Annotated in this window: 17 protein-coding genes and 1 pseudogene; 8 read left to right on the plus strand and 10 right to left on the minus strand. The window is 72.1% G+C overall.

What is annotated here, in order from left to right:
* Positions 1–68 precede the first annotated feature (68 nt).
* The 6 genes from ACFWJW_RS24305 to ACFWJW_RS24330 all read right to left on the minus strand — a co-directional run bounded on the left by ACFWJW_RS24305 (position 69) and on the right by ACFWJW_RS24330 (position 7,252).
* Positions 69–2,741: a SpoIIE family protein phosphatase gene (locus tag ACFWJW_RS24305; RefSeq protein ID WP_387245159.1), complete on the minus strand. Its 2,673-nt coding sequence runs from the start codon at positions 2,739–2,741 to the stop codon at positions 69–71.
* Between the two features lie 171 nt (positions 2,742–2,912).
* Positions 2,913–3,374 (minus strand): ATP-binding protein, encoded by a 462-nt coding sequence (locus ACFWJW_RS24310; protein WP_387245162.1) that lies wholly within the window; start codon positions 3,372–3,374, stop codon positions 2,913–2,915.
* A 291-nt stretch (positions 3,375–3,665) separates the two neighbouring features.
* Positions 3,666–4,088 (minus strand): (deoxy)nucleoside triphosphate pyrophosphohydrolase, encoded by a 423-nt coding sequence (locus tag ACFWJW_RS24315; protein ID WP_387245114.1) that lies wholly within the window; start codon positions 4,086–4,088, stop codon positions 3,666–3,668.
* 51 nt (positions 4,089–4,139) lie between these two features.
* Positions 4,140–4,319, minus strand: coding sequence for an SPOR domain-containing protein (locus tag ACFWJW_RS24320; RefSeq protein WP_018089368.1), 180 nt, complete (start codon positions 4,317–4,319; stop codon positions 4,140–4,142).
* Between the two features lie 241 nt (positions 4,320–4,560).
* Positions 4,561–6,255: an APC family permease gene (locus ACFWJW_RS24325; protein ID WP_387245118.1), complete on the minus strand. Its 1,695-nt coding sequence runs from the start codon at positions 6,253–6,255 to the stop codon at positions 4,561–4,563.
* A 244-nt stretch (positions 6,256–6,499) separates the two neighbouring features.
* Positions 6,500–7,252, minus strand: coding sequence for a GntR family transcriptional regulator (locus tag ACFWJW_RS24330; RefSeq protein WP_387245120.1), 753 nt, complete (start codon positions 7,250–7,252; stop codon positions 6,500–6,502).
* 333 nt (positions 7,253–7,585) lie between these two features.
* On the opposite strand from ACFWJW_RS24330, the gene ACFWJW_RS24335 reads away from it, so the two are divergent.
* Together ACFWJW_RS24335 and ACFWJW_RS24340 are read left to right on the plus strand one after the other, a co-directional pair.
* On the plus strand, positions 7,586–8,335 hold the full coding sequence (locus tag ACFWJW_RS24335; protein WP_387245123.1) for a PIG-L deacetylase family protein: 750 nt from the start codon (positions 7,586–7,588) through the stop codon (positions 8,333–8,335).
* 258 nt (positions 8,336–8,593) lie between these two features.
* Complete coding sequence (locus ACFWJW_RS24340; RefSeq protein ID WP_387245125.1) at positions 8,594–9,352, plus strand: carbonic anhydrase; 759 nt, start codon at positions 8,594–8,596, stop codon at positions 9,350–9,352.
* A 96-nt stretch (positions 9,353–9,448) separates the two neighbouring features.
* On the opposite strand, the gene ACFWJW_RS24345 is transcribed toward ACFWJW_RS24340, so the two are convergent.
* Positions 9,449–9,874: an ATP-binding protein gene (locus ACFWJW_RS24345; RefSeq protein WP_387245128.1), complete on the minus strand. Its 426-nt coding sequence runs from the start codon at positions 9,872–9,874 to the stop codon at positions 9,449–9,451.
* Between the two features lie 162 nt (positions 9,875–10,036).
* Between ACFWJW_RS24345 and ACFWJW_RS24350 the strand changes: the two genes are divergently transcribed.
* The 4 genes from ACFWJW_RS24350 to ACFWJW_RS24365 all read left to right on the plus strand — a co-directional run bounded on the left by ACFWJW_RS24350 (position 10,037) and on the right by ACFWJW_RS24365 (position 14,125).
* Positions 10,037–10,804, plus strand: a complete 768-nt coding sequence (locus ACFWJW_RS24350) for an IclR family transcriptional regulator (RefSeq protein ID WP_387245131.1) — start codon at positions 10,037–10,039, stop codon at positions 10,802–10,804.
* Positions 10,805–10,842: 38 nt separating this feature from the next.
* Positions 10,843–12,357 carry a glycerol kinase GlpK gene (gene glpK, locus ACFWJW_RS24355; RefSeq protein ID WP_387245134.1) on the plus strand — a complete coding sequence of 505 codons (1,515 nt, stop codon included), beginning with the start codon at positions 10,843–10,845 and terminating at the stop codon, positions 12,355–12,357.
* A 176-nt stretch (positions 12,358–12,533) separates the two neighbouring features.
* A complete protein-coding gene (locus tag ACFWJW_RS24360) occupies positions 12,534–13,670 on the plus strand; it encodes a molybdopterin-dependent oxidoreductase (protein WP_387245137.1) in 1,137 nt (378 codons plus the stop codon).
* Positions 13,667–14,125, plus strand: a complete 459-nt coding sequence (locus ACFWJW_RS24365; RefSeq protein WP_387245140.1) for a hypothetical protein — start codon at positions 13,667–13,669, stop codon at positions 14,123–14,125. The genes ACFWJW_RS24360 and ACFWJW_RS24365 overlap by 4 nt, the downstream gene beginning before the upstream one ends.
* A 43-nt stretch (positions 14,126–14,168) precedes the next feature.
* Here ACFWJW_RS24365 and ychF read toward each other — a convergent pair whose 3' ends face one another.
* On the minus strand, positions 14,169–15,257 hold the full coding sequence (gene ychF, locus ACFWJW_RS24370; RefSeq protein ID WP_387245143.1) for a redox-regulated ATPase YchF: 1,089 nt from the start codon (positions 15,255–15,257) through the stop codon (positions 14,169–14,171).
* 578 nt (positions 15,258–15,835) lie between these two features.
* Between ychF and ACFWJW_RS24375 the strand changes: the two are divergent.
* Positions 15,836–16,177 (plus strand): annotated as a pseudogene (locus ACFWJW_RS24375) (DUF6542 domain-containing protein); the annotation flags it as partial.
* Between the two features lie 10 nt (positions 16,178–16,187).
* Here the strand turns inward: ACFWJW_RS24375 and ppgK are convergent.
* Positions 16,188–17,081: a polyphosphate--glucose phosphotransferase gene (gene ppgK, locus ACFWJW_RS24380; RefSeq protein WP_387245146.1), complete on the minus strand. Its 894-nt coding sequence runs from the start codon at positions 17,079–17,081 to the stop codon at positions 16,188–16,190.
* Between the two features lie 82 nt (positions 17,082–17,163).
* Positions 17,164–18,183 (minus strand): 4-hydroxy-3-methylbut-2-enyl diphosphate reductase, encoded by a 1,020-nt coding sequence (locus tag ACFWJW_RS24385; protein ID WP_387245149.1) that lies wholly within the window; start codon positions 18,181–18,183, stop codon positions 17,164–17,166.
* Positions 18,184–18,267: 84 nt separating this feature from the next.
* Here ACFWJW_RS24385 and ACFWJW_RS24390 point away from each other — a divergent pair, with 84 nt between their 5' ends.
* On the plus strand, positions 18,268–19,725 hold the full coding sequence (locus tag ACFWJW_RS24390) for an APC family permease (RefSeq protein ID WP_387245152.1): 1,458 nt from the start codon (positions 18,268–18,270) through the stop codon (positions 19,723–19,725).
* Positions 19,726–19,942 lie beyond the last annotated feature (217 nt).

Below are 19,942 nucleotides of genomic sequence, written 5' to 3' on the forward strand. Positions count from 1 at the left end.
CGCGGGGGCCGGTGTCACCGCCGGCCCCCGCGCCACGTCCGCCCGGGTCTCCGAACGGGCTCAGCGTCTCAGAACAGGCTCAGCAGGGCCTCCGCCGGATCCACCGCCGTCGACTCCCCGTCGGGCAGGGCGAGTTCGAACCACACGGTCTTGCCGCGCGGGGTACGGCGGCTGCCCCAGCCCTCGCTCAGCAGACCGACCAGCTGGAGTCCGCGGCCGCCCTCGTCGGTGTCGCGGGCGCGGCGGCGGCGCGGCTGGGCGAGGTCGGCGTCCCAGACCTCGCAGACCAGCGAGCGGTCCAGCAGCAGACGCAGCCGGATCTCGCCGTGGCCGTGCCGCAGTGCGTTGGTCACCAGCTCGCTGACCAGCAGCTCCGTGGTGTCGACCAGGTCCTGGAGGCCCCAGTCCGTGAGCTGGTCGCGGGCCAGTTCCCGGGCGCGGGCCACCGAACGCGCCTCCGGCGCCAGATTCCAGTCGCCCACCGCGTCCTTGGGCAGCCCCTGCACCCGCGCCATCAGCAGCGCGATGTCGTCCTCGCCGTGCGAGGTGTCCAGGGCGTTCAGGACGTGGTCGCAGGCGTCCTCCAGCGGGCGGTCGGCGCCCGAGAGGGCCGTACGGAACGCCCGCAGCCCCTCGTCCAGCGGATGGTGGCGGGACTCCACCAGACCGTCGGTGTAGAGCGCCAGCAGCGCGCCGTCCGGCAGCTCGACCTCGATCTCCTCGAACGGTTCCCCGCCGACGCCCAGCGGCATCCCCGGGGGGACGTCGAGCAGCAGCGCGTCCTCGCCGTCCTCGACCAGCACCGGCGGCAGATGCCCGGCGTTGGCGAACGTACAGCGCCGGGTGACCGGGTCGTAGACGGCGTAGACGCAGGTGGCGAGGTAGACCTCGGAGAGATCGGCGGTACGGGCGGAGCGCCCCGTCTCGGGCGCGGCCTCGGCGGCTCCGGACCGGCCGCGGGCGGACCGGGACTGGGACCGGCCGTCGCCGTCGCCGCCGAGCCCGCGGGCGATCTCGTCCAGCGCCGAGAGCACCTCGGCCGGTTCCAGGTCCAGCAGCGCCAGCGTGCGGACGGCGGTGCGCAGTTCGCCCATGGCCACGGCGGCGCGCAGTCCGCGCCCCATGACGTCGCCGACGACCAGGGCCGTGCGGTGGCCGGGGAGTTCGATGACATCGAACCAGTCGCCGCCGACCTCGGTGGCGGTGGTGCCGGGCAGATAGCGGCAGGCGATGTCCAGGCCGGCCGCCTCCGGGTCGCCGGGCGGCAGCAGACTGCGCTGCAATATCAGCGCGCGTTCGTGTTCCCGGCGGTAGAGGCGGGCGTTGTCGATACAGACCGCGGCGCGCGCGGCCAGCTCGACGGCGAGCGCGGTGTCGCGCTCCCCGAACGGCTCGCTGCCCTTCGTACGGGAGAACTGCACCAGCCCGACGACGGTGTCCCTGGCGACCATCGGCACGGCGAGGGTGGAGTGCACCACCGCGCCCAGCTCCGGCCCGTCGTCGCTCTCCCGGCCCGGGATGATCTGCGCGTGGGCGGTCCGCAGGGCGCCCGCGCAGGGGGAGTTGAAGGGGTAGCGGTGGACGGCGCCGACCGCGACCGGGCCGGGTGCGTCGCCCAGGACTCCGGGGGCGGTGGCGAGCGGGGCGTCCGAGACGGCGCTGGCGAAGGCGACCCGGCGCAGTTCGGCGCTGCCGTCGCTGGTGCCGGGCGGGGCCTCGTCACCGGACAGCAGGCCCTGGTAGAGGTCCACCGAGGCCAGATCGCAGAACTGCGGGACGGCGACGTCCAGCAGGGTGCGGGCGGTGGTCTCCAGGTCGAGGGAGTTGCCTATCCGGGCGCCGGCCTCGTTGAGCAGGGCGAGGTTACGGCGGGCGTTGGCGGCCTCGCGCTCGGCCCGGCGCCGGCCGGTGACATCGGCGGCCAGCGCCGCGACACCGATGGGGCGGCCGCTGGCGCCGTGCAGCCGGTAGAGCGACACCGACCAGCGGCGGCGGTCCTCGTCGTTGGAGGCCAGGCCGACCAGCTGCATCTCGGCGACCGGCTCGCCGGTGTCCAGGACGCGGCGCAGCGCGGCGGTCATCCGCTCGGCCTCGGACCGGGGCAGGAAGTCGTGCGGGCCGCAGCCGCGGTACTTGCTCGCCGGGCCGCCGAAGACCGAGGCGAACCGCTCGTTGACCCGCAGCAGCTTCAGGTCCGTGCCGAACAGGGTGAAGCCCATGGGAGATTGACCGAAAACGGCCTGCGAGGCGGCGAGGTCGGTTTCGATGCCGCGCAGCGCCCGGACGTCGACGACCAGGCAGACCGCGGCGCGTTCACCGTCCTCGTTGCGGGACGGCATCACATAGATCTCGGCGAGGCCGTCGGCCGTGCCGTTCGCTTCCCTGCGGTAGGGCACCAGGCCGGTCCACTCCCGGCCGTCGAGTATCTCGGACACCTTGCGGTGCCCGGTCTCCCGCAACTCCCGCGGGACGAACGCCTCTACGGGGTCCTTGCCGAGCGCGTATCGGGCGGGGATGCCGAGCATCTGCTCCGCGCGCTCGCTCCACTGCTCGATCCGCCCGTCGGGGCCGAGCGAGAAGGAGGCCACCCGGATGTAGTCGTAGATCGAGCCGGGCCGGCTGCTCTGCCATACGGGCGGACCGTGCAGTTCGCGCAGGGGTGGATGGCCACCTGGGTCGCCGGGGCTGTCCACACCGCCCTGACCTTCGGCCTGCGCGGGTTCTGCCCCGCCAGATGACATCTTGCTCACGAGCCCCGTCCCCTCCAGCTCATCGTGCCCGGACCGGACCAGCTCGAGTATCCAATACCCCAGCTATCCGGAACACGGTCTTCACGATCACAGCACAGTCTCGATCGCAGCTCATCGACGGAATGTCGATGAGATGGCAACGATCAGGACTTCATCTGTCTCCTAACCAGCCACCGACAGCTCGAACCACACTGTCTTACCGCTCTTTCCGCGCCGGGTCCCCCAACGTCGCGAACTGCATGCGACCAGCTGCAATCCACGGCCTCCCTCGTCATCGGGAGCGGCGTCGCGCTCCCGCGGCGGGTCGGGCAGCGGATCGGAGACCTCGACGAGCAGCCCGTCGGCACTGAGCAGCACCATACGGACGCCGATGGGCCCGCTCGCATGGCGCAGGGAGTTGGTGACGAGCTCACTCACGAGTAGTACGGCCATATCGGCGGCGCCGTTCAGGCCCCAGTCGTCCATGACCCGCCGGACGGCCGTACGGGCGGTGCGCACCGCTCCCGGGTCGGCCGGGAAGCTCCATTCAGCGGTGGCGGCACCGGTGGCCTTGCTGCGCCTGCGAGCGCTGCCGGAGCCGGGCTCAGGGACCCCTGCCGCTGCGCTGTCGCTCACGCCGATCACATCCCAGCCCGATGGCATCCCCGTCGTCTTGTCCGTGTCGAGGGGGTCAATCTGGACATACCCGGTATCCCTCCCCGCATATCGCCTAGGGCGGTGCACTGTGGCACAAATGAAACATATTGCGGGGATGGCGGACCGAGTGGCGGGCGAGGCCGGATGCCGGCGGGGCCGGGTGCGCGCGGGGAGGACGCGGGCAGCGGCGGCAGGACGCGGGAGGCGGCGGGCAGGCCGCAGACGGGGGCGGGCAGGGGCGCAGGCAGCGGCGGGCAGGGCGCGGCCGGCTGCGGCTCGTTACCGCCGTACGCCCGTCGCCCCGGCCGGGGCCGCCAGCCGGCGCATCGCCACGGCGACCGCCGGGCGGTCCTGGTCCAGCCAGTCGACCTGGTTCTCCTCGCCGGGCAACAGCCAGCGCAGTGCGTCATGGTCCTGGAGCGGCCGCGGCTCCCCGGACAGCAGCCGGGCGGTCCACACCTGAAGGACATAGCCGGGGCGCAGTATCCACTCGCCCGGAATCCGCTCCAGGGCCGCGGCCTCGACACCCAGCTCCTCGCGCAGCTCCCGCTCCAGCGCCTGCTCGGGTGTCTCGTCGTCCTCCACCTTGCCGCCGGGCAGCTCCCAGCGGCCGGCCAGCGCGGGCGGTGCGCTGCGCCGTGCGGCCAGCAGCCGCCCGCGCTCGCACACCGCTCCGCCCACCACTACGCGCACGGTCGTCATGCGCGGCAGCCTACGTCCCCCGCCCTGGTCCCGCTTGCCGCCCGGCGCCCCTCAGGTCGCCGCGCGGTCGGCCTTCTCGACCACGTAGAGCTGCTGGCGGCCGCGCGTCTCCAACCGGTCGGCCACCCGCTCCGCCTCCGCTCGGGTGGCATACCGCCCCACGCGATAGCGGTTGCCCCCTTCGTCCTGGCGGATGACGAGCCAGGGGAGCACGGCTCCACCCTCAGTCATTACGCCCCTCCGTCCGCCGGATAGCGCGCCGTCACGCGCTCCTGGTCTGCTGATGCCGAAATCGCAATCCGCATATGCCCGAGCGTACGCCCGACCTTCACTCAGCGGATATGGATTTACACAAAGAGGTACCGAACCGGCCACCCGCGGGCCCCGGCGAACCGGAAGCGGCCTGCGAGTGGCCGGTGGGGCCCGAGGGGCTCGGGCTGACGTATCGGCGCCGACGGCGCGGGAGCGGGGCTCAGGCCCTGACGGAGACCTTGTCCCCTTCGGTCTCCTCGGCCGCCTCGGCCTCTTCCGCCGCACGGATCTCGGCCTCGGCCTGCACCAGCGTCGGGTTGCGCCAGGAGCTGCGCACGCCCCAGTAGTAGAAGGCCAGTCCGATCAGGGCGACCAGGACGATGTCCCAGCCCTCGGGCAGATAGCCCTTACCGCCGAACTCCTTACCGCCCATGTACGAGACGGCGGCCATGACCAGCAGATACGCCACCATCCAGGCGCCGGCCTTCAGATGCGGGCGCAGCGCGGCCCACGGCTTGCGGCCCTGGGTCAGCGGCTTGCCGATCTCGTACCAGGCCCAGACCGGGAGTCCGACGGCCATGATCAGGATGACCTTGCCGGTGAGCGGCCAGCGGCCCCAGTACAGGACCAGCGAGCCGAAGATCATCGCGATCGGCGCGATCACCGGCATCGCCTTCAGCTGCACCGGGCGCTTGAGGTCCGGCGCGACGCGGCGCAGCGACATCACCGCGACCGGGCCGGTGATGTACGAGATGACCGTGGCCACCGAGACGATCTCGGCGAGCGAGCCCCAGCCGCGGAAGACGGCGAGGAACAGGAAGGCGATCACGAGGTTGAGCAGCAGCGCCGGGCGCGGCACACCGGTCTTCTTGTCCACCTTGCCGAAGATGCCCGGCAGATGACCGTTCTCCTGCACACCGTGGATCATGCGGGAGGTGGTGGCCGCGTAGATCATGCCGGTGCCGGACGGCGACACAAAGGCGTCCGCGTACAGCAGCAGCGCCAGCCAGTTGAGGCCCCAGGCGATGGCGAGGTCGGCGAGCGGCGAGTTGAAGCCGAGGCCGGCCCAGCCGCCGCCGGCGGCCAGCTTGTCGCCGGGCACCGCCATCAGGAACGCGACCTGGAGCGCGACATAGATGACCAGCGCGATCACGATCGACCAGATGACGGCCTTCGGCAGCGACTTGCCGGGGTTACGGGCCTCGGCGGCGAGGTTCAGCGGGGACTGGAAGCCGTTGTAGGCCCAGACGATGCCGGAGACGGCGACCGCGGTGAAGACCGAGCTCCAGCCGTTGGGCGTGAAGCCGCCGTGGTGAACGATGTTGCCGGTGTCGAAGTGCGCCAGCATCAGCGCGCCCGCGGTCATGGCCGGGACGACGACCTTGAAGACCGTGATCGCGGTGTTGGTCTTCGCGAACAGCGAGATCGCGAACCAGTTGAGGAAGAAGTAGAAGATCAGCAGCACGCTGGCGAGCCCGACACCGGTGCCGGTCAGCTCCTTGCCGTCGTACAGCGCCTGCGCCCAGCCGAAGTCCCAGGAACTCATGTACTGGACGGAGGCGGTGGCCTCACCCGGGATGACCGAGACGATCGCGATCCAGTTCGCCCAGGCCGCGAGGTAGCCGGCGAGCGAGCCGTGGGAGTACTGGCCGTAGCGGACCATGCCGCCGGCCTTGGGGAACATCGAGCCGAGCTCGGTGTAGGTGAGGGCGATCGTCAGAGCGACCAGCGCTCCGATGATCCAGGCGAGGATCGCGGCGGGGCCGGCGATGGCGGCGGCCCGCTCGGCTCCGAAGAGCCAGCCGGAACCGATGATGGACCCGAGACCAGTGGCGGTCAGGGCGATGGTCCCGAGGGACCGACGGTAGTTCGAGTGCGCGCCCTGCTCCGCACTCGGGGTCTTCGTCGTGCTCACGTGCTGGTCTCCTGGTCTTCCCCCGTGCCGTGCACAAACTTCGCCATCGTAAGAGCGAATCGGACGGTCGACTTCCCCCACTCGGCCAAAAATCGCGCCCAGTTGAGGGTCTGTGGGGTATCCCACACCGGGTTGCGGGCGGCATTTGCCAAGAAAGTGGGCGAAATGGGGCACGAACCTGAGAACCAAAGGCGCGCTGTGCGCGTCTAGGCGACACACACAGGGCACCGAACCACCACACCATCTACTTCACAGGCAGGTGGTAGGCGACCCGATAGCGGTCCGCGAGGGTGACGACATCGGCCGTCTCGACCGGCCGGCCACCCGCGAAATACGTCCGCGAGACGACCAGCACCGCATGCCCCGGCACCCCGCCCAGCGTCATCGCCTCCTCCGCGAGCGACGGCCGCGCACCGACCTCCTCGACGACGTTGTCCACCACCACGTCGATGGCCGCCATCCGTTCGACCACCCCGCGGCCCGCCAGCGGCCCCTCCTCCGGCAGCATCACCGGCGTCCGCCCGGTCACCTCCAGGGGCTCCCACGAGGTCGAGAGCATCGACGGCTCCCCCTCCGCCCGGAAGACATAGCGGGTACGCATCACCTTGGCCCCGTGCGGGATGCGCAGCCGGGCCGCGACCACCGAACCGGCCGCCTCCTGCTCGCTGCTGGACTCCCAGGTGCCGCGCACCCGCTCGTCCGTCTGCTCCTGCCGGAAGGGCGTACAGCCACCGGCCGAATGGAAGCCGACGCGGGCGATACGGCGCGGAACGGGCTGTTCGCGCACATAGGTCCCCGACCCCGAGCGACCCTCGACCAGCCCCTCGGCCATCAGGACCTTGCGCGCCTCCAGGGCGACGGTGTCCGAGACGCCGTACTCCTCGCGGATGCGCGCCTGGGAGGGAAGGCGGGTGTGCGGCGGCAGCACCCCATCGACGATCTTCTGGCGCAGGTCGCCGGCGACGCGGAGGTACGCGGGCTGCTCACCGAAAGGCACATGCCCCTCCCAACAGCTTGACAGTCAGCAACAGCGTGGCAACCGCGCGTTGCCGACCGCAACCTTGGGCCAGATGTTCACCTGATGTGATGAATCCCAGCTCAGCACGTGTATGAGGCGAGATCAGGCTCTACCAGGCCCGGCATCCCCACCCCGCGCCACCCCACTGGTTCTTTCCACCCGGGTGGACGCGACCCATACATGTCACGATCGAAACGGGACCACGTTCGAAGGACACGTCCGAAACGGCATACCGGACACGGCACTGCCCGGCTCGAAGACGCCGCACCAGGAACGCGGAACGCGGCATCAGGACGGGAAGGAAGGCAGCCCATGCCCGCCGAACCCCACCTCTCCCCCATGCCCCGGGACTGGCAGCGGGCGCTCGCCGTCGTCGCCCACCCGGACGACCTCGAATACGGCGCCGCGGCCGCCATCGCCGAGTGGACCGGGGCCGGGCGGCAGGTCAGCTATCTCCTGGTCACCCGCGGCGAGGCCGGTATCGACGGGCTCGCACCCGCCGAGTGCGCCGCGGTCCGCGAGACCGAGCAACGGGCCGGCGCCGCGCTCGTCGGCGTCCACACCGTCGAGTTCCTCGACCGCCACCACGACGGTGTCATCGAGGCCGGCCCGGCGCTGCGCCGCGATCTGGCCGCGGCCATCCGCCGCCACCGCCCGGAGCTCCTGGTCACCCTCAACCACCACGACACCTGGGGCGGCGTCCAATGGAACAGCGCGGACCACCGGGTGGTGGGGCGCGCCGTCCTGGACGCGGCGGGCGACGCCGGCAACCGCTGGATCTTCCCCGAGCTCGCCGGCACCCAGGGCCTGGCGCCCTGGAACGGGGTGCGCTGGGTGGCCGTGGCGGGCTCCCCGCACCCCACGCACGCCGCCGAGGTCGGCCCCGGCATCGACCGCGCGGTCGACTCGCTGGCGGCCCACAGCACCTACATCAAGGGCCTGGGCGGCTCCACCCAGGACCCCCGCGCCTACGCCCGCAGCTTCATCGAGCAGACGCTGCGCGCCGGCGGCGAACGCTACCGGGGCCGCCCCGCCACGCTCTTCCAGCTCTTCCCCCGCTGAGGTGCACGGCCTCCCGGGAAGCCCGCGGACGAACCCGGACGCCAGCCCCGCGACCTCCTCCGGCCGTTCCAGCGGCATCGTGTGCGTCCCGTCCACTGGGTGGGCCGGGCCGCCGCCGGCCGGGCCCGTTCTGTGGGCCGTCGGTGGCGCAGCGGGCCGCACCCGCTTGCGCCTCCCGCCGAGCGCCCGCACCGCCCTGAACAATCGCCCCTGACCAGGACGTATGCATGCGTCTCAGCGGACTGAGGGGAACGACCGATGGACGGAGCGAGACAGCCGGACCGCAGAGCCCTGTTGGCCGGCGGACTGTTCGCCGCCACGGCGGCACTCACGGGGTGCTCCTCGGCGAGCACCGCCCCGGCAGCAGCCGGCGCCTCGCCGCAGGCGCGGCCCACCATGCAGCCCACCGCGCGGCCGACCACCCCGGAGGCGGCCTTCACCCGCCTGATGGAGGGCAATGAGCGCTGGGTGAGCGGCGACCTCCAGCACCCCGACCGGGATCCGGACCGGCGCGAATTCGTGGCCCAGAAACAGACGCCGTTCGGGTCGGTCCTCGCGTGCATCGACTCCCGGGTGCCGCCGGAGCTGCTCTTCGACACCGGACTGGGCGACCTCTACGTGATGCGCACGGGCGGCGAGGCGGTCGGGCCGGTGGTCACGGGATCCGTGGAGTACGGGCCGATGACCAGCGGTACTCCCCTCATCGTGGTCCTCGGCCACCAGCGCTGCGGCGCCGTCGAGGCGTCGTACAAGTCCCTCCGCGACGGCAAGCCGCTGCCCGGCAACCTGGAGGCCATCGCCCGCGCCCTGCGGCCGGCCTACGAACAGACGGTCCGGGAAGGCGGCAGCGACCCGGTCGACACCATGGCCCGCGCCCAGGTCACCCTGACCGCCGCCAATCTCCGCACCAACCAGGACCTGGCCCCCCTCGTACGCAAGGGGACCCTCGCCGTGGTCGGCGCCTACTACTCCCTGGACACCGGCAAGGTGGAGGTGCTGTCGGGCGCGCCGTCCTGACCTGGCGACGGCCCGGCTGCGCTACCAACGCGGCCGTCTCGGCCGGGGGCTGCCGGGTCCGCCGGGGCAGCCGGGGCGCGCCGGGGCCCGCCGGTTTCAGGCTGCCGGGAGCTCCGCCCACCAGGTGATGCCGCCCGGGTGGACCCGGGTGCCGCACTCGGCCGCCAGGGCGGTGACGATGCCGAGCCCGCGGCCGTGCTCGCCCGGGCAGGGGCCGGCGGCCGGCCGCCCGTCCGCCGCCGGGGGCCCCGCGTCGGTCACCTCGACGCGCAGGGCGCCGCGCCCGTCGGCACCGGCCCGCGACAGCCGCAGTACCGCCGGCGGCAGGGCGTGCACGACCGCGTTGGTGATCAGCTCCGAGATCACCAGGAGCGCGTCCTCGGCGCGGTCCGGGGACAGGTTCCAGTCGGCCAGGACCGTGCGCACCCTGCGGCGTACGACCGGGACGGCCTCAGGGATGTGCGGCAGCGGACAGACATGCTCGTCCGCCTCCGGAACCACCAGGTCAAGCCGTGCCGTCATGCCTCCACCTCCGAGGCCGCTGCCGGCTGGACGCCGGACTTGAGAGGGACGCTATGGCGGACGGTGGAGGCGGTCAATGAACGGCGGTCGGCATTACCGAACGCTGGATCCCGAGGGCTTCTTCCCTCCGGCAGCGGCCGACCGCGGGACTACCATTGCCTCATGGCCGGCCCGGTCCAGTCGATCGAACGGGCGGCGGCGATCCTGCGTCTGCTCGCCAGCGGGCCCCGTCGGCTCGGGCTCGGTGAGGTGGCCGCGTCACTCGGTCTCGCGAAGGGCACCACCCACGGCATTCTGCGCACACTCCAGAACGTCGACTTCGTCGAGCAGGACGCGGCGACCGGGAAGTACCACCTCGGGGCCGCACTGCTGCACCTGGGCACCAGCTACCTCGACGTCAACGAGCTGCGGTCGCGCTCCATCAACTGGGCCGACGCCCTGGCCGCTCGTAGTGGGGAGGCGGTCCGTCTGGGCGCGCCCCTGGAGGGCAAGGTGCTCATCGTCCACCACGTCTTCCGCCCCGACGACACCCTCCAGACCCTGGACGTGGGCGCGCTGCTGCCGCTGCACGCCTCCTCGCTCGGCAAGGTGCTGCTGGCCTTCGGCAGCGTGCCACTGGAGCCGGCCGTGGAGGCCGGGCTGGAGGCGTACACCCGGCACACCCTCGTCGCCCCGGAGCGCCTCACCCGGGCGCTCACCGAGGTCCGGGAGCTCGGGTGGGCCGCCGAAGTACAGGAGATGACCATGGGCGAGGCCGGCATCGCCGCGCCGATCCGGGGCCACGGTGGCCTCGTGGTCGGGGCCATCGGTGCCTCCGGCACGGTCGAGCGGATCTGCGACGCCAAAGGGGCCCCGCAGCCGGCCCTGGTCAGCCAGGTCCGCCACGCCGCCCAGGCGATCTCCAGAGACCTGGGGGCCGCCCGCTGGTAGACCCCGACGCCCGCATGCCCCGCGAAGGGAGGCTGATCATGGTTGAGCGGTATGTGATGTCCATCGACCAGGGCACCACCTCCACCCGATGCATCCTGTTCGACCACCAGGGGCGGCTGGTGTCGGTCGCCCAGCGGGAGCACCAGCAGCACTTCCCCCGGCCCGGGTGGGTCGAGCACGACGCCGTCGAGATCTGGCACACGCTTGAGCGCGTGGTGCCGCAGGCGCTGTCCGACGCCGAGGTCGGCCCCCATGAGATCGCCGCCATCGGGATCGCCAACCAGCGCGAGACGACCGTGCTGTGGGACCGGCGTACGGGAACCCCGCTGGGCAGGGCGATCGTCTGGCAGGACACCCGTACGGCACCGCTGGTCGAGGAGCTCAGAAGCCGGCCCGGTGACGACTTCTTCCTCCGGCGCTGCGGCCTGTCCCCCTCCACGTACTTCTCCGCCCCCCGGATCCGCTGGCTGTTCGACCATGTCGACGGGCTGCGGCAGCGCGCCGAGGACGGCGAGGTGCTGTTCGGCACGATGGAGAGCTGGCTGATCTGGAACCTCACCGGCGGGCCGGCCGGCGGCGTGCACCTCACCGACGTCACCAACGCCAGCCGCACCATGCTCATGAACATCGGCACGCTCGACTGGGACGAGGAGCTGCTGGAGTTCTTCGGGGTCCCCCGCCCGATGCTCCCGGAGATCCGCTCCTCGGCCGAGACCTACGGAGTCGCCCGTTCCGTCCTTCCAGGTGTCCGTATCACCGCGGCCCTCGGTGACCAGCAGGCCGCGCTGTTCGGACAGACCTGCTTCGCCCCCGGCGAGGCGAAGTGCACCTACGGAACCGGCAGTTTCCTGCTGCTCAACACCGGCACCGACCTCGTACGGTCCCGGCACGGGCTGCTCACCACCGTCGCCTACAAGATCGAGGACCAGCCCGCGGTCTACGCGCTCGAAGGCCCGATCGCGGTCACCGGCGCCCTGGTCCAGTGGTTCCGCGACCGGCTGGGCCTGATCAGCACGGCCCCCGAGATCGAGACCCTGGCACGCGCGGTCGAGGACAACGGCGGCTGCTACATCGTCCCGGCCTTCTCCGGGCTGTACGCGCCGCACTGGCGCAGCGACGCCCGCGGCGTCATCGTCGGCCTGACCTCGTACATCACCAAGGAGCACCTGGCCCGGGCCGTGCTGGAGGCCACCGGCTGGCAGACCCGGGAGGTGGTCGACGCCATGAACGCCGACTCCTCGCTCGCCCTGAAGGTGCTCAAGGTGGACGGCGGCATGACGTCCGACAACCTCCTGATGCAGTTCCTGGCCGACGTGCTCGACGTGCCGGTGGTGCGCCCCATGGCCGTCGAGACGGTCTCCCTGGGCGCCGCGTACGCCGCCGGCCTCGCCGCCGGCTACTGGCCCGACCTGGAAGTCCTGCGCCGCAACTGGCACCGGGCCGCCCAGTGGCTGCCGGACATGGATCCCGGGCGGCGGCAGTCGGAGTACGAGAACTGGAAGCGGGCGGTCGAGCGCGCACTCGGCTGGATCCGGCCGCCCACCCCAACTTGACGACTCGTCACCAGAGAGCGCCCGTAGAACGGTTGCACAGGGCCGGGTTCCGCACACCCGGTCGTCCGGTGGCGGCGCCACATCGAGTGTCCGCCCGGCCACCGCAAGCCGATGTCCCAGTTCCGTAAGGAGGCGAGGCGTTCCCCGGCGCCCTTGCGGCGACTGTGATGGGACGCATGAAATCGCGTCTCTCTCCTCCCGTGTTCCAGGGCAGACTCCACGACGCCCGCACGGCGACCTCGATCGGCCGGTGGCTGGGCCCGGCGTTCGCGGTGTGCTTCGTCACCGGCCTGATCAGCCACGTCATGCAGCATCCGCCGGACTGGCCGGCCTACAGCATCCCCAGCCGCCCGTCATGGGGGTACCGGCTCACCCAGGGCCTGCACGTCGCCTCCGGCATCGCGGCCATCCCCTTGCTGCTGGCCAAGCTGTGGACCGTATATCCACGGCTGTTCGATCGGCCCCTACTACGGTCGGTCCGGCACGCCCTGGAGCGGCTGTCGATCGCCGTGCTGGTGGCAGGCTCCGTCTTCGAGCTGGCGACGGGACTGCTGAACACGGCCCAGTGGTACCCGTGGCCGTTCTCGTTCGTGCCGGTGCACTACGCCGTGGCGTGGCTGGTCGTCGGGGCGATGGTGCTGCACCTCGCGGTCAAGGCCCCCGAGATCCGGGCACACTGGAGCCGGCGGTCGCCCGGGACGCTCGCCCTGCCCGCGCAGGACGGCCCCGACCGGCGGTCCCTGCTGGCCGCGGTGGGCGCCGCGGCCGGGGCCGTCACGCTGACCACCGTGGGCCAGTCCGTCACCCCGCTGAAGGACTTCACCCTGTTCGCGCCGCGCCACCCGGACCAGGGCCCCCAGGCGCTGCCCGTCAACCGGACGGCTGCCGCGGCCGGCGTCGGCCGGATCGCCGACGAGGAGTACCGCCTGGTGGTGGACGGTCCGCAGCGGTACACCCTGACGCTGGACGAGCTGCGCGCGCTGCCACAGCACGAGGTCGAGCTGCCGATCGCCTGCGTGGAGGGCTGGAGCAAGTCGGCGCGCTGGACGGGTGTACGCGTCGTGGACCTGCTGGAACGGGCGGGCTCGCCACCGCACGCACGGATCCGGGTGACGTCCTTGCAACTGCGCGGCGGCTACCGGGTCTCAGAGATGGGCCAGGAACACGCCCGCGACCCCCTGACCCTGCTCGCCCTGCGCCTGAACGGCGCGGAACTCGCCCCCGACCACGGCTACCCGGCACGCCTCATCGCCCCGAACCGCCCCGGCGTACTCCAGACCAAGTGGGTCGGCCGACTGGAGGTCCTGTCATGAGGCTCCTGCGTACCCTCACGGGCGTGGCCGGACTGGCGCTCATGGGCGTCGGGGCGTCCTTGCTGCTGGACGTCCGCGAAGTGACCGGCGTGCTGGCCTGGTTGGCCGGAGCGGTGGTACTGCACGACGCGTTGATCGCGCCGGTGGTGCTGCTGGTGGGGATGGTGCTGGTGAAAGGTGGTGTGCGGGGTGGCGTGCGAGGTGGCGTGCGCGGCCCGGTCCGTGGCGCCCTGACGGTCGCGGGCGCGTTGACCATGGTGGCCCTGCCGGTACTGCTGCGCCCGGGTCCGAGGGCCAACTCCTCGGTGCTGCCGCTGGACTACGTACACAACTGGGTGCTTGCGATGGTGGCTGTGGCCGTGGTGACGGCCGTGGTGCTGGCCGTCCGGCGCTTCAGGCACAGGAACCCCGGCACGACAACGGGGCCGGCCCCGAAGGAGGCCGACCCCGTTTGAGCTGCGTATTCGCCGGATCGCTACATCGATGCCATGGGGGGCGTCAGACGTTGAACCGGAACTCCACCACATCCCCGTCCTGCATCACATACTCCTTGCCCTCCATGCGGGCCTTGCCGGCTGCGCGGGCCTCGGCCACCGAGCCGGTTTCGACCAGGTCGGCGAAGGAGATGACCTCGGCCTTGATGAAGCCCTTCTGGAAGTCGGTGTGGATGACACCGGCTGCCTCGGGGGCCGTGGCGCCCTTCTTGATGGTCCAGGCACGGGTTTCCTTGGGGCCGGCCGTCAGGTAGGTCTGGAGGCCGAGGGTGTTGAAGCCGACGTGGGCGAGGGTGGCGAGGCCGGGCTCTTCCTGGCCGACGGACTGGAGGAGTTCCAGGGCCTCGTCCTCGTCGAGCTCGGCGAGGTCGGCCTCCAGCTTGGCGTTCAGGAAGATCGCCTCGGCGGGGGCGACCAGGGCGCGCTGCTCGTTCTTGAAGTCCTCGTCGGTCAGCTCGTCCTCGTCGACGTTGAAGACGTAGAGGAAGGGCTTGGTGGTGAGGAGGTGGAGGTCGTGCAGGAGCTCCTCCTTGCCCGAGCCCTGGACGATGCCCTGGGAGAAGAGGGTGTCGCCCTTCTCCAGGATCTCCTTGGCCGCCTCGACCGCCGCGACCTTCGGGGCCACGTCCTTCTTGATCCGGGACTCCTTGACCAGGCGCGGCAGCACCTTCTCGATGGTCTGGAGGTCGGCGAGGATCAGCTCGGTGTTGATGGTCTCGATGTCGTTCTTGGGCGAGACCTTGCCGTCGACGTGGACGACGTTCTCGTCCTTGAAGGCGCGGATGACCTGGCAGATCGCATCGGACTCGCGGATGTTCGCGAGGAACTTGTTGCCCAGGCCCTCGCCCTCGGAGGCGCCGCGGACGATGCCGGCGATGTCGACGAAGTCGACGGTGGCCGGCAGGACCTTCTGGGAGGAGAAGATCTCGGCGAGCTTGGCCAGCCGCGGGTCGGGGACGCCGACGACGCCGACGTTCGGCTCGATGGTGGCGAACGGGTAGTTGGCCGCCAGCACGTCGTTCTTGGTCAGGGCATTGAACATGGTCGACTTGCCGACATTCGGCAGACCGACGATTCCGATCGTGAGCGACACGTGGCGACTCGACTTCCGAGCGAGAGGTGGTGGGGTGGGCACGGCCCCGGGAGGGCCGATCCACCAGTCTACGGGGCGGCGGGGGCCGAGCGGCCGCCACCGGGACCGCCCGGCCACCGGCCCGTAGCGAACTCGGCCGCAAGCTCGGCGAAAGCGCGTGTCCCGCGACCGGTTAATACCACTTAGCGGCCTACCGTGGCCGGGTGGAGCAACACGAAGCGCGCACGCCCCAGCACAGCCCGCCGCGGTCCGGACGGCCGCCCGCGGGCCAGGACGCCCGGCTCCCGCGCCCCGCGGAGGCCGTGACCCCCGATCCCGACGACGCCTTTCTCTCCGCGATGCGGGCCTCCGGGTTCGCGTCCGTACCGGCCTCCGCGACGGCCTCCTCGACGGCCGCCGTGCACGCCCCGCCGCGCGGCCCCGCCCAGGCCGGGGCCCTCCGGGCACCCGCCCGTCCGGCGGCCTCGGCGGCCCCCGGGCACGCCCCGGTCCCACCGGCGGGCGCCGAGTCCTCCGCCGTCTACCGGGCCGGGTCCCGGCGCCCGCCGGACGGCCCGCCGGACGGCCCGCGGCGCCGGATGCCGGCCGCCAAGCTGACCGGGCTCGGCTGCTGGCTGCTGGCGACGCTGACGCTGCTGGCGTTCGCCTTCGTGGACCGGCTGCTGTTCGGCGGCGCACCGACCGCCTACGGCGTCTGCTACCTGCTGGTGGGCATCGGCGCGGCGCTGTGGATCAGGCCGTACGACCTGATCTGTGCGCCGGTCACCCTGCCGATCGCCTTCGCGCTGGGTGCGCTGCCGATCCAGCACGGCGGGGACGGGTTCGAGGGGCTGCTGATGGGCCTGTTCACCGTCCTCGCGCTGAACGCGGGCTGGCTCTACGCGGGCACGCTGGTCTGCGCGCTGCTCGCGATCGTCCGGCGGGCGCTGCTCATCGCCCGGCGTCGGGCCAGCCGACCGGTGAGTCGACCGCGGAGCGGACCGCGCGGGCAGCGGAACCGGCCGCCGTCGCGGGCTGCCGACCGGCCCCGGCCGCGGCCCGGGAACCGTCCGCGGCAGGTGGCTCGCCAGCCCGAGCGGCGTGCGCAGCCATCGCGGCCCCCACAATCCCCGCATTGTTCTGAAGCTGAGCCGGCACGATCTCGGCCCTGATGCCCTCGATCAGCGGCAGGAACTTCTCCGCCTTGCGGCTCACCCCGCCGCCGATCACGAACAGCTCGGGCGAGAAGAGCATCTCCACATGGGCGAGGTACTTCTGGACCCGGTGGGCCCAGTGCTGCCAGTTCAGCCCCTCGTCCTCCTTGGCCTTGGTGGAGGCGCGCTTCTCGGCGTCATGGCCGTGCAGCTCCAGATGGCCGAGCTCGGTGTTGGGCACGAGGCGGCCGTCGATGAAGACCGCGCTGCCGATGCCGGTGCCGAGGGTGAGCACGATGACCGTGCCGGGCCGGTCGCGGCCCGCGCCGTAGCGCATCTCGGCCAGGCCGGCCGCGTCCGCGTCGTTGAGCAGCGTGACGGGGCTGCCCGCGGCCTCGCCGCCCAGCCGTCCGGTGAGCAGGGCGTCGGCGTCGAGACCGATCCAGCCCTTGTCGACGTTGGCGGCGGTACGGGTCGTCCCGTCGGTGACCACACCGGGGAAGGTCGCACCGACCGGCCCCGTCCACCCGAAGTGGTCCACGACCTCCTTGACGCAGTCCGCGACCGCTTCCGGGGTGGCCGGGTGCGGGGTCAGTACCTTGTAGCGCTCCTCCACGAGATCGCCGCGCGCCAGATCCACCGGGGCACCTTTGATGCCCGATCCGCCGATGTCCACACCGAAGACCCTCATGGGAAAAGGCTAGGCGCGGACGGGGCGGCTCGCCCCCGGGATGCCGCGACTCGTGGCCCCGGGTGGCGAACCGGCCGGGGGCTCAGTCCTCGGTGGCGGCCTTGGCCTCGGCGCGCAGGTCCCGGCGGAGCTCCTTGGGCAGCGAGAAGTGGATGGACTCCTCGGCGGCCGTGAGGGTCTCGACGTCCTCGTAGCCGCGCTGGGCGAGCCAGTCCAGGACACCGTGGACGAGGACGTCGGGGACGGAGGCGCCGGAGGTGACGCCGACCGTGCCGACACCCTCCAGCCATGCCTCGTCGATCTCCTCGGCGTAGTCGACCAGGTGGGCGTCGCGGGCGCCGGCGCCCAGCGCCACCTCGACGAGGCGCACGGAGTTCGAGGAGTTCTTGGAGCCGACGACGATGACCAGATCGGCCTCGGCGCCCATCTGCTTCACCGCGGTCTGACGGTTCTGGGTGGCGTAGCAGATGTCGTCGCTGGGCGGCGAGAGGAGGTTGGGGTAGCGGCCCTTGAGGGCGTCCACCGTCTCCATGGTCTCGTCGACCGAGAGGGTGGTCTGGGAGAGCCAGACGACCTTGTCCGGGTCGCGGACCTCGACGTTCTCGACGTCCTTCGGGCCGTCGACGAGGGTGATGTGCTCGGGCGCCTCACCGCTGGTGCCGATGACCTCTTCGTGGCCCTCGTGGCCGATCAGGAGGATGTCGTAGTCCTCCTTGGCGTAGCGGACGGCTTCCTTGTGGACCTTGGTGACCAGCGGGCAGGTCGCGTCGATGGTGGCGAGCTTGCCGCGCTTGGCCTCTTCGTGGACGACCGGGGCGACGCCGTGCGCCGAGAAGATGACGATGTTGCCCTCGGGCACCTCTTCCGTCTCCTCGACGAAGATGGCGCCCTTCTTCTCCAGGGTCTTCACGACGTACTTGTTGTGCACGATCTCGTGGCGTACGTAGACGGGCGCGCCGTACTGCTCAAGGGCCTTCTCGACGGCGATGACGGCGCGGTCCACGCCCGCGCAGTAGCCGCGCGGGGCGGCGAGCAGGACCCTGCGGCGCGAAGCGGCTTCGCCCGGGGTGGTGGCGGGAGTCGGGCTGGGCGAGGAAGTCATGCGTCCCATCGTAAGGGCGTGCCCCCGGCCCCGAAGATCGGCCGCTGGCCCAGACTGAGGACGGCACGCAGCGAGGAGGCACGGATGCCGGGCACGAGCGGCAGTGGGGAGGAGGGGGCGGCGGACGGCGTGGCGGACGGCGCCGCCGGCGGGGGCGCGGACTCCGGCGCTCCCGGTGCGCTGCGGCGGACGCTGACCTTCCGGGATCTGCTCGTCTACGGTCTGCTGTTCATCGCCCCGATGGCGCCGGTCGGTATCTTCGGCACGCTCCAGGCCAGGTCGCACGGTGCGGTCACGGCCGTCTACCTGGTCGCGACCCTCGCGATGGCCTGCACCGCCTCCTCGTACGCCCAGATGGTGCGGGTGGCCCCGCGGGCCGGGTCGGTCTACGCGTACGCGCGGGCGGGGCTGGGCGAGGGTGCGGGGTTCGTCGCCGGATGGATGGCGATGCTGGACTATCTGCTGATTCCGGCGGTGGCGTATCTGTTCTCCGGGATCGCGCTGCACGCGCTGGTGCCGGCCGTGCACCCGTGGGTGTGGACGGCGCTGGCGGTGGTGGTGACGACACTGCTGAATCTGGCGGGCGTACGGACCGCGGCCCGGGTCGGGTTCGCGGTGCTGGCGATGGAGATCGTGGTGCTCGCGGTGTTCGTGGTGTCGGCGGTCGTCGTGCTGGTGGCGCACGGGGCGCAGCGCGGGTGGGCCGCGCCGCTGACCGGGGAGGGCGGTTTCTCGGTGGGGGCGGTGCTGTCCGCGGTGTCGGTGGCGGTGCTGTCCTATCTGGGCTTCGACGCGATCGCCTCGTTCGCGGAGGAGGCCGGGGGCGGGGCGGACCGGGTGGCGCGGGCGCTGCTCACCTGCCTGGTGGTGGCCGGGGTGCTGTTCGCGGTGCAGACGTATCTGGCGGCGCTGCTGATGCCGGTGAGCGCGGCGGAGCTCGCGGCCCGGCCCGCGGAGCAGGGCACGGCGTTCTACGCCACGGTCGACTCGGCGGTGGGCGGGTGGCTGCGCGATCTGGTGGCGGTGAGCAAGGCGGTCGGCGCGGCGTTCGCGGCGCTGGCGGGGCAGGCCGCGGCCGGCCGGCTGCTGTTCGCGATGGCCCGGGACCGGCGGCTGCCGGGGGCGATGTCGAAGGTGGACGCGGCCAGCGGGGCGCCGCGCCGGGCGCTGCTGGGGGCGGCCATGGTGACGCTGGTGGCGGCGGTGGGCGCGGCGCGCCGGGACGACGGGCTCGACCAGCTGTCGTCGATCGTGAACGTGGGCGCGCTGACGGCGTTCGGGCTGCTGCACGCCTCGGTGCTCGGCTGGTTCTGGATCCGGGGGCGGCGGGGGGACCGCCGGCCGGGGCGGAGCGGGGCGCCCGGGGACGGGGCCGGGGCGCCGAGCCTGCTGTGGCATGCGGTGGTGCCGTTGCTGGGGCTGGCGGTGGTGATCGCGGTGGTCGTCGAGGCGTCCGCCACCGCGCAGCTCGTGGGCGGGGTCTGGCTGGTGGTGGGGCTGGTGGTGCTGGCGGTGCAGTACGGCGGGCGGGCGCGGGCCTAAGGCCGGACAGCGAGAAGGCCGGAGGCCACGGACCCGAGCACCGCGCGCCCACCGTTGCTCCCCCACTGCCTGAAGGGCGTGGGAGGTACCCCCACACGGCGGGCGGTACCGCTGCGCGGGGCTGTCGGGGTGCGGTGACGGGCCTCCGGGGTAGGGGTGTGGGACTGCTTCGCTTTACGTCCCACACCCCTACCCCACCCCCCCCCGCTCAGATAAA

Origin of the sequence: Streptomyces sp. NPDC127097 (assembly GCF_042724075.1) — a bacterium.
Classification (GTDB): domain Bacteria; phylum Actinomycetota; class Actinomycetes; order Streptomycetales; family Streptomycetaceae; genus Streptomyces.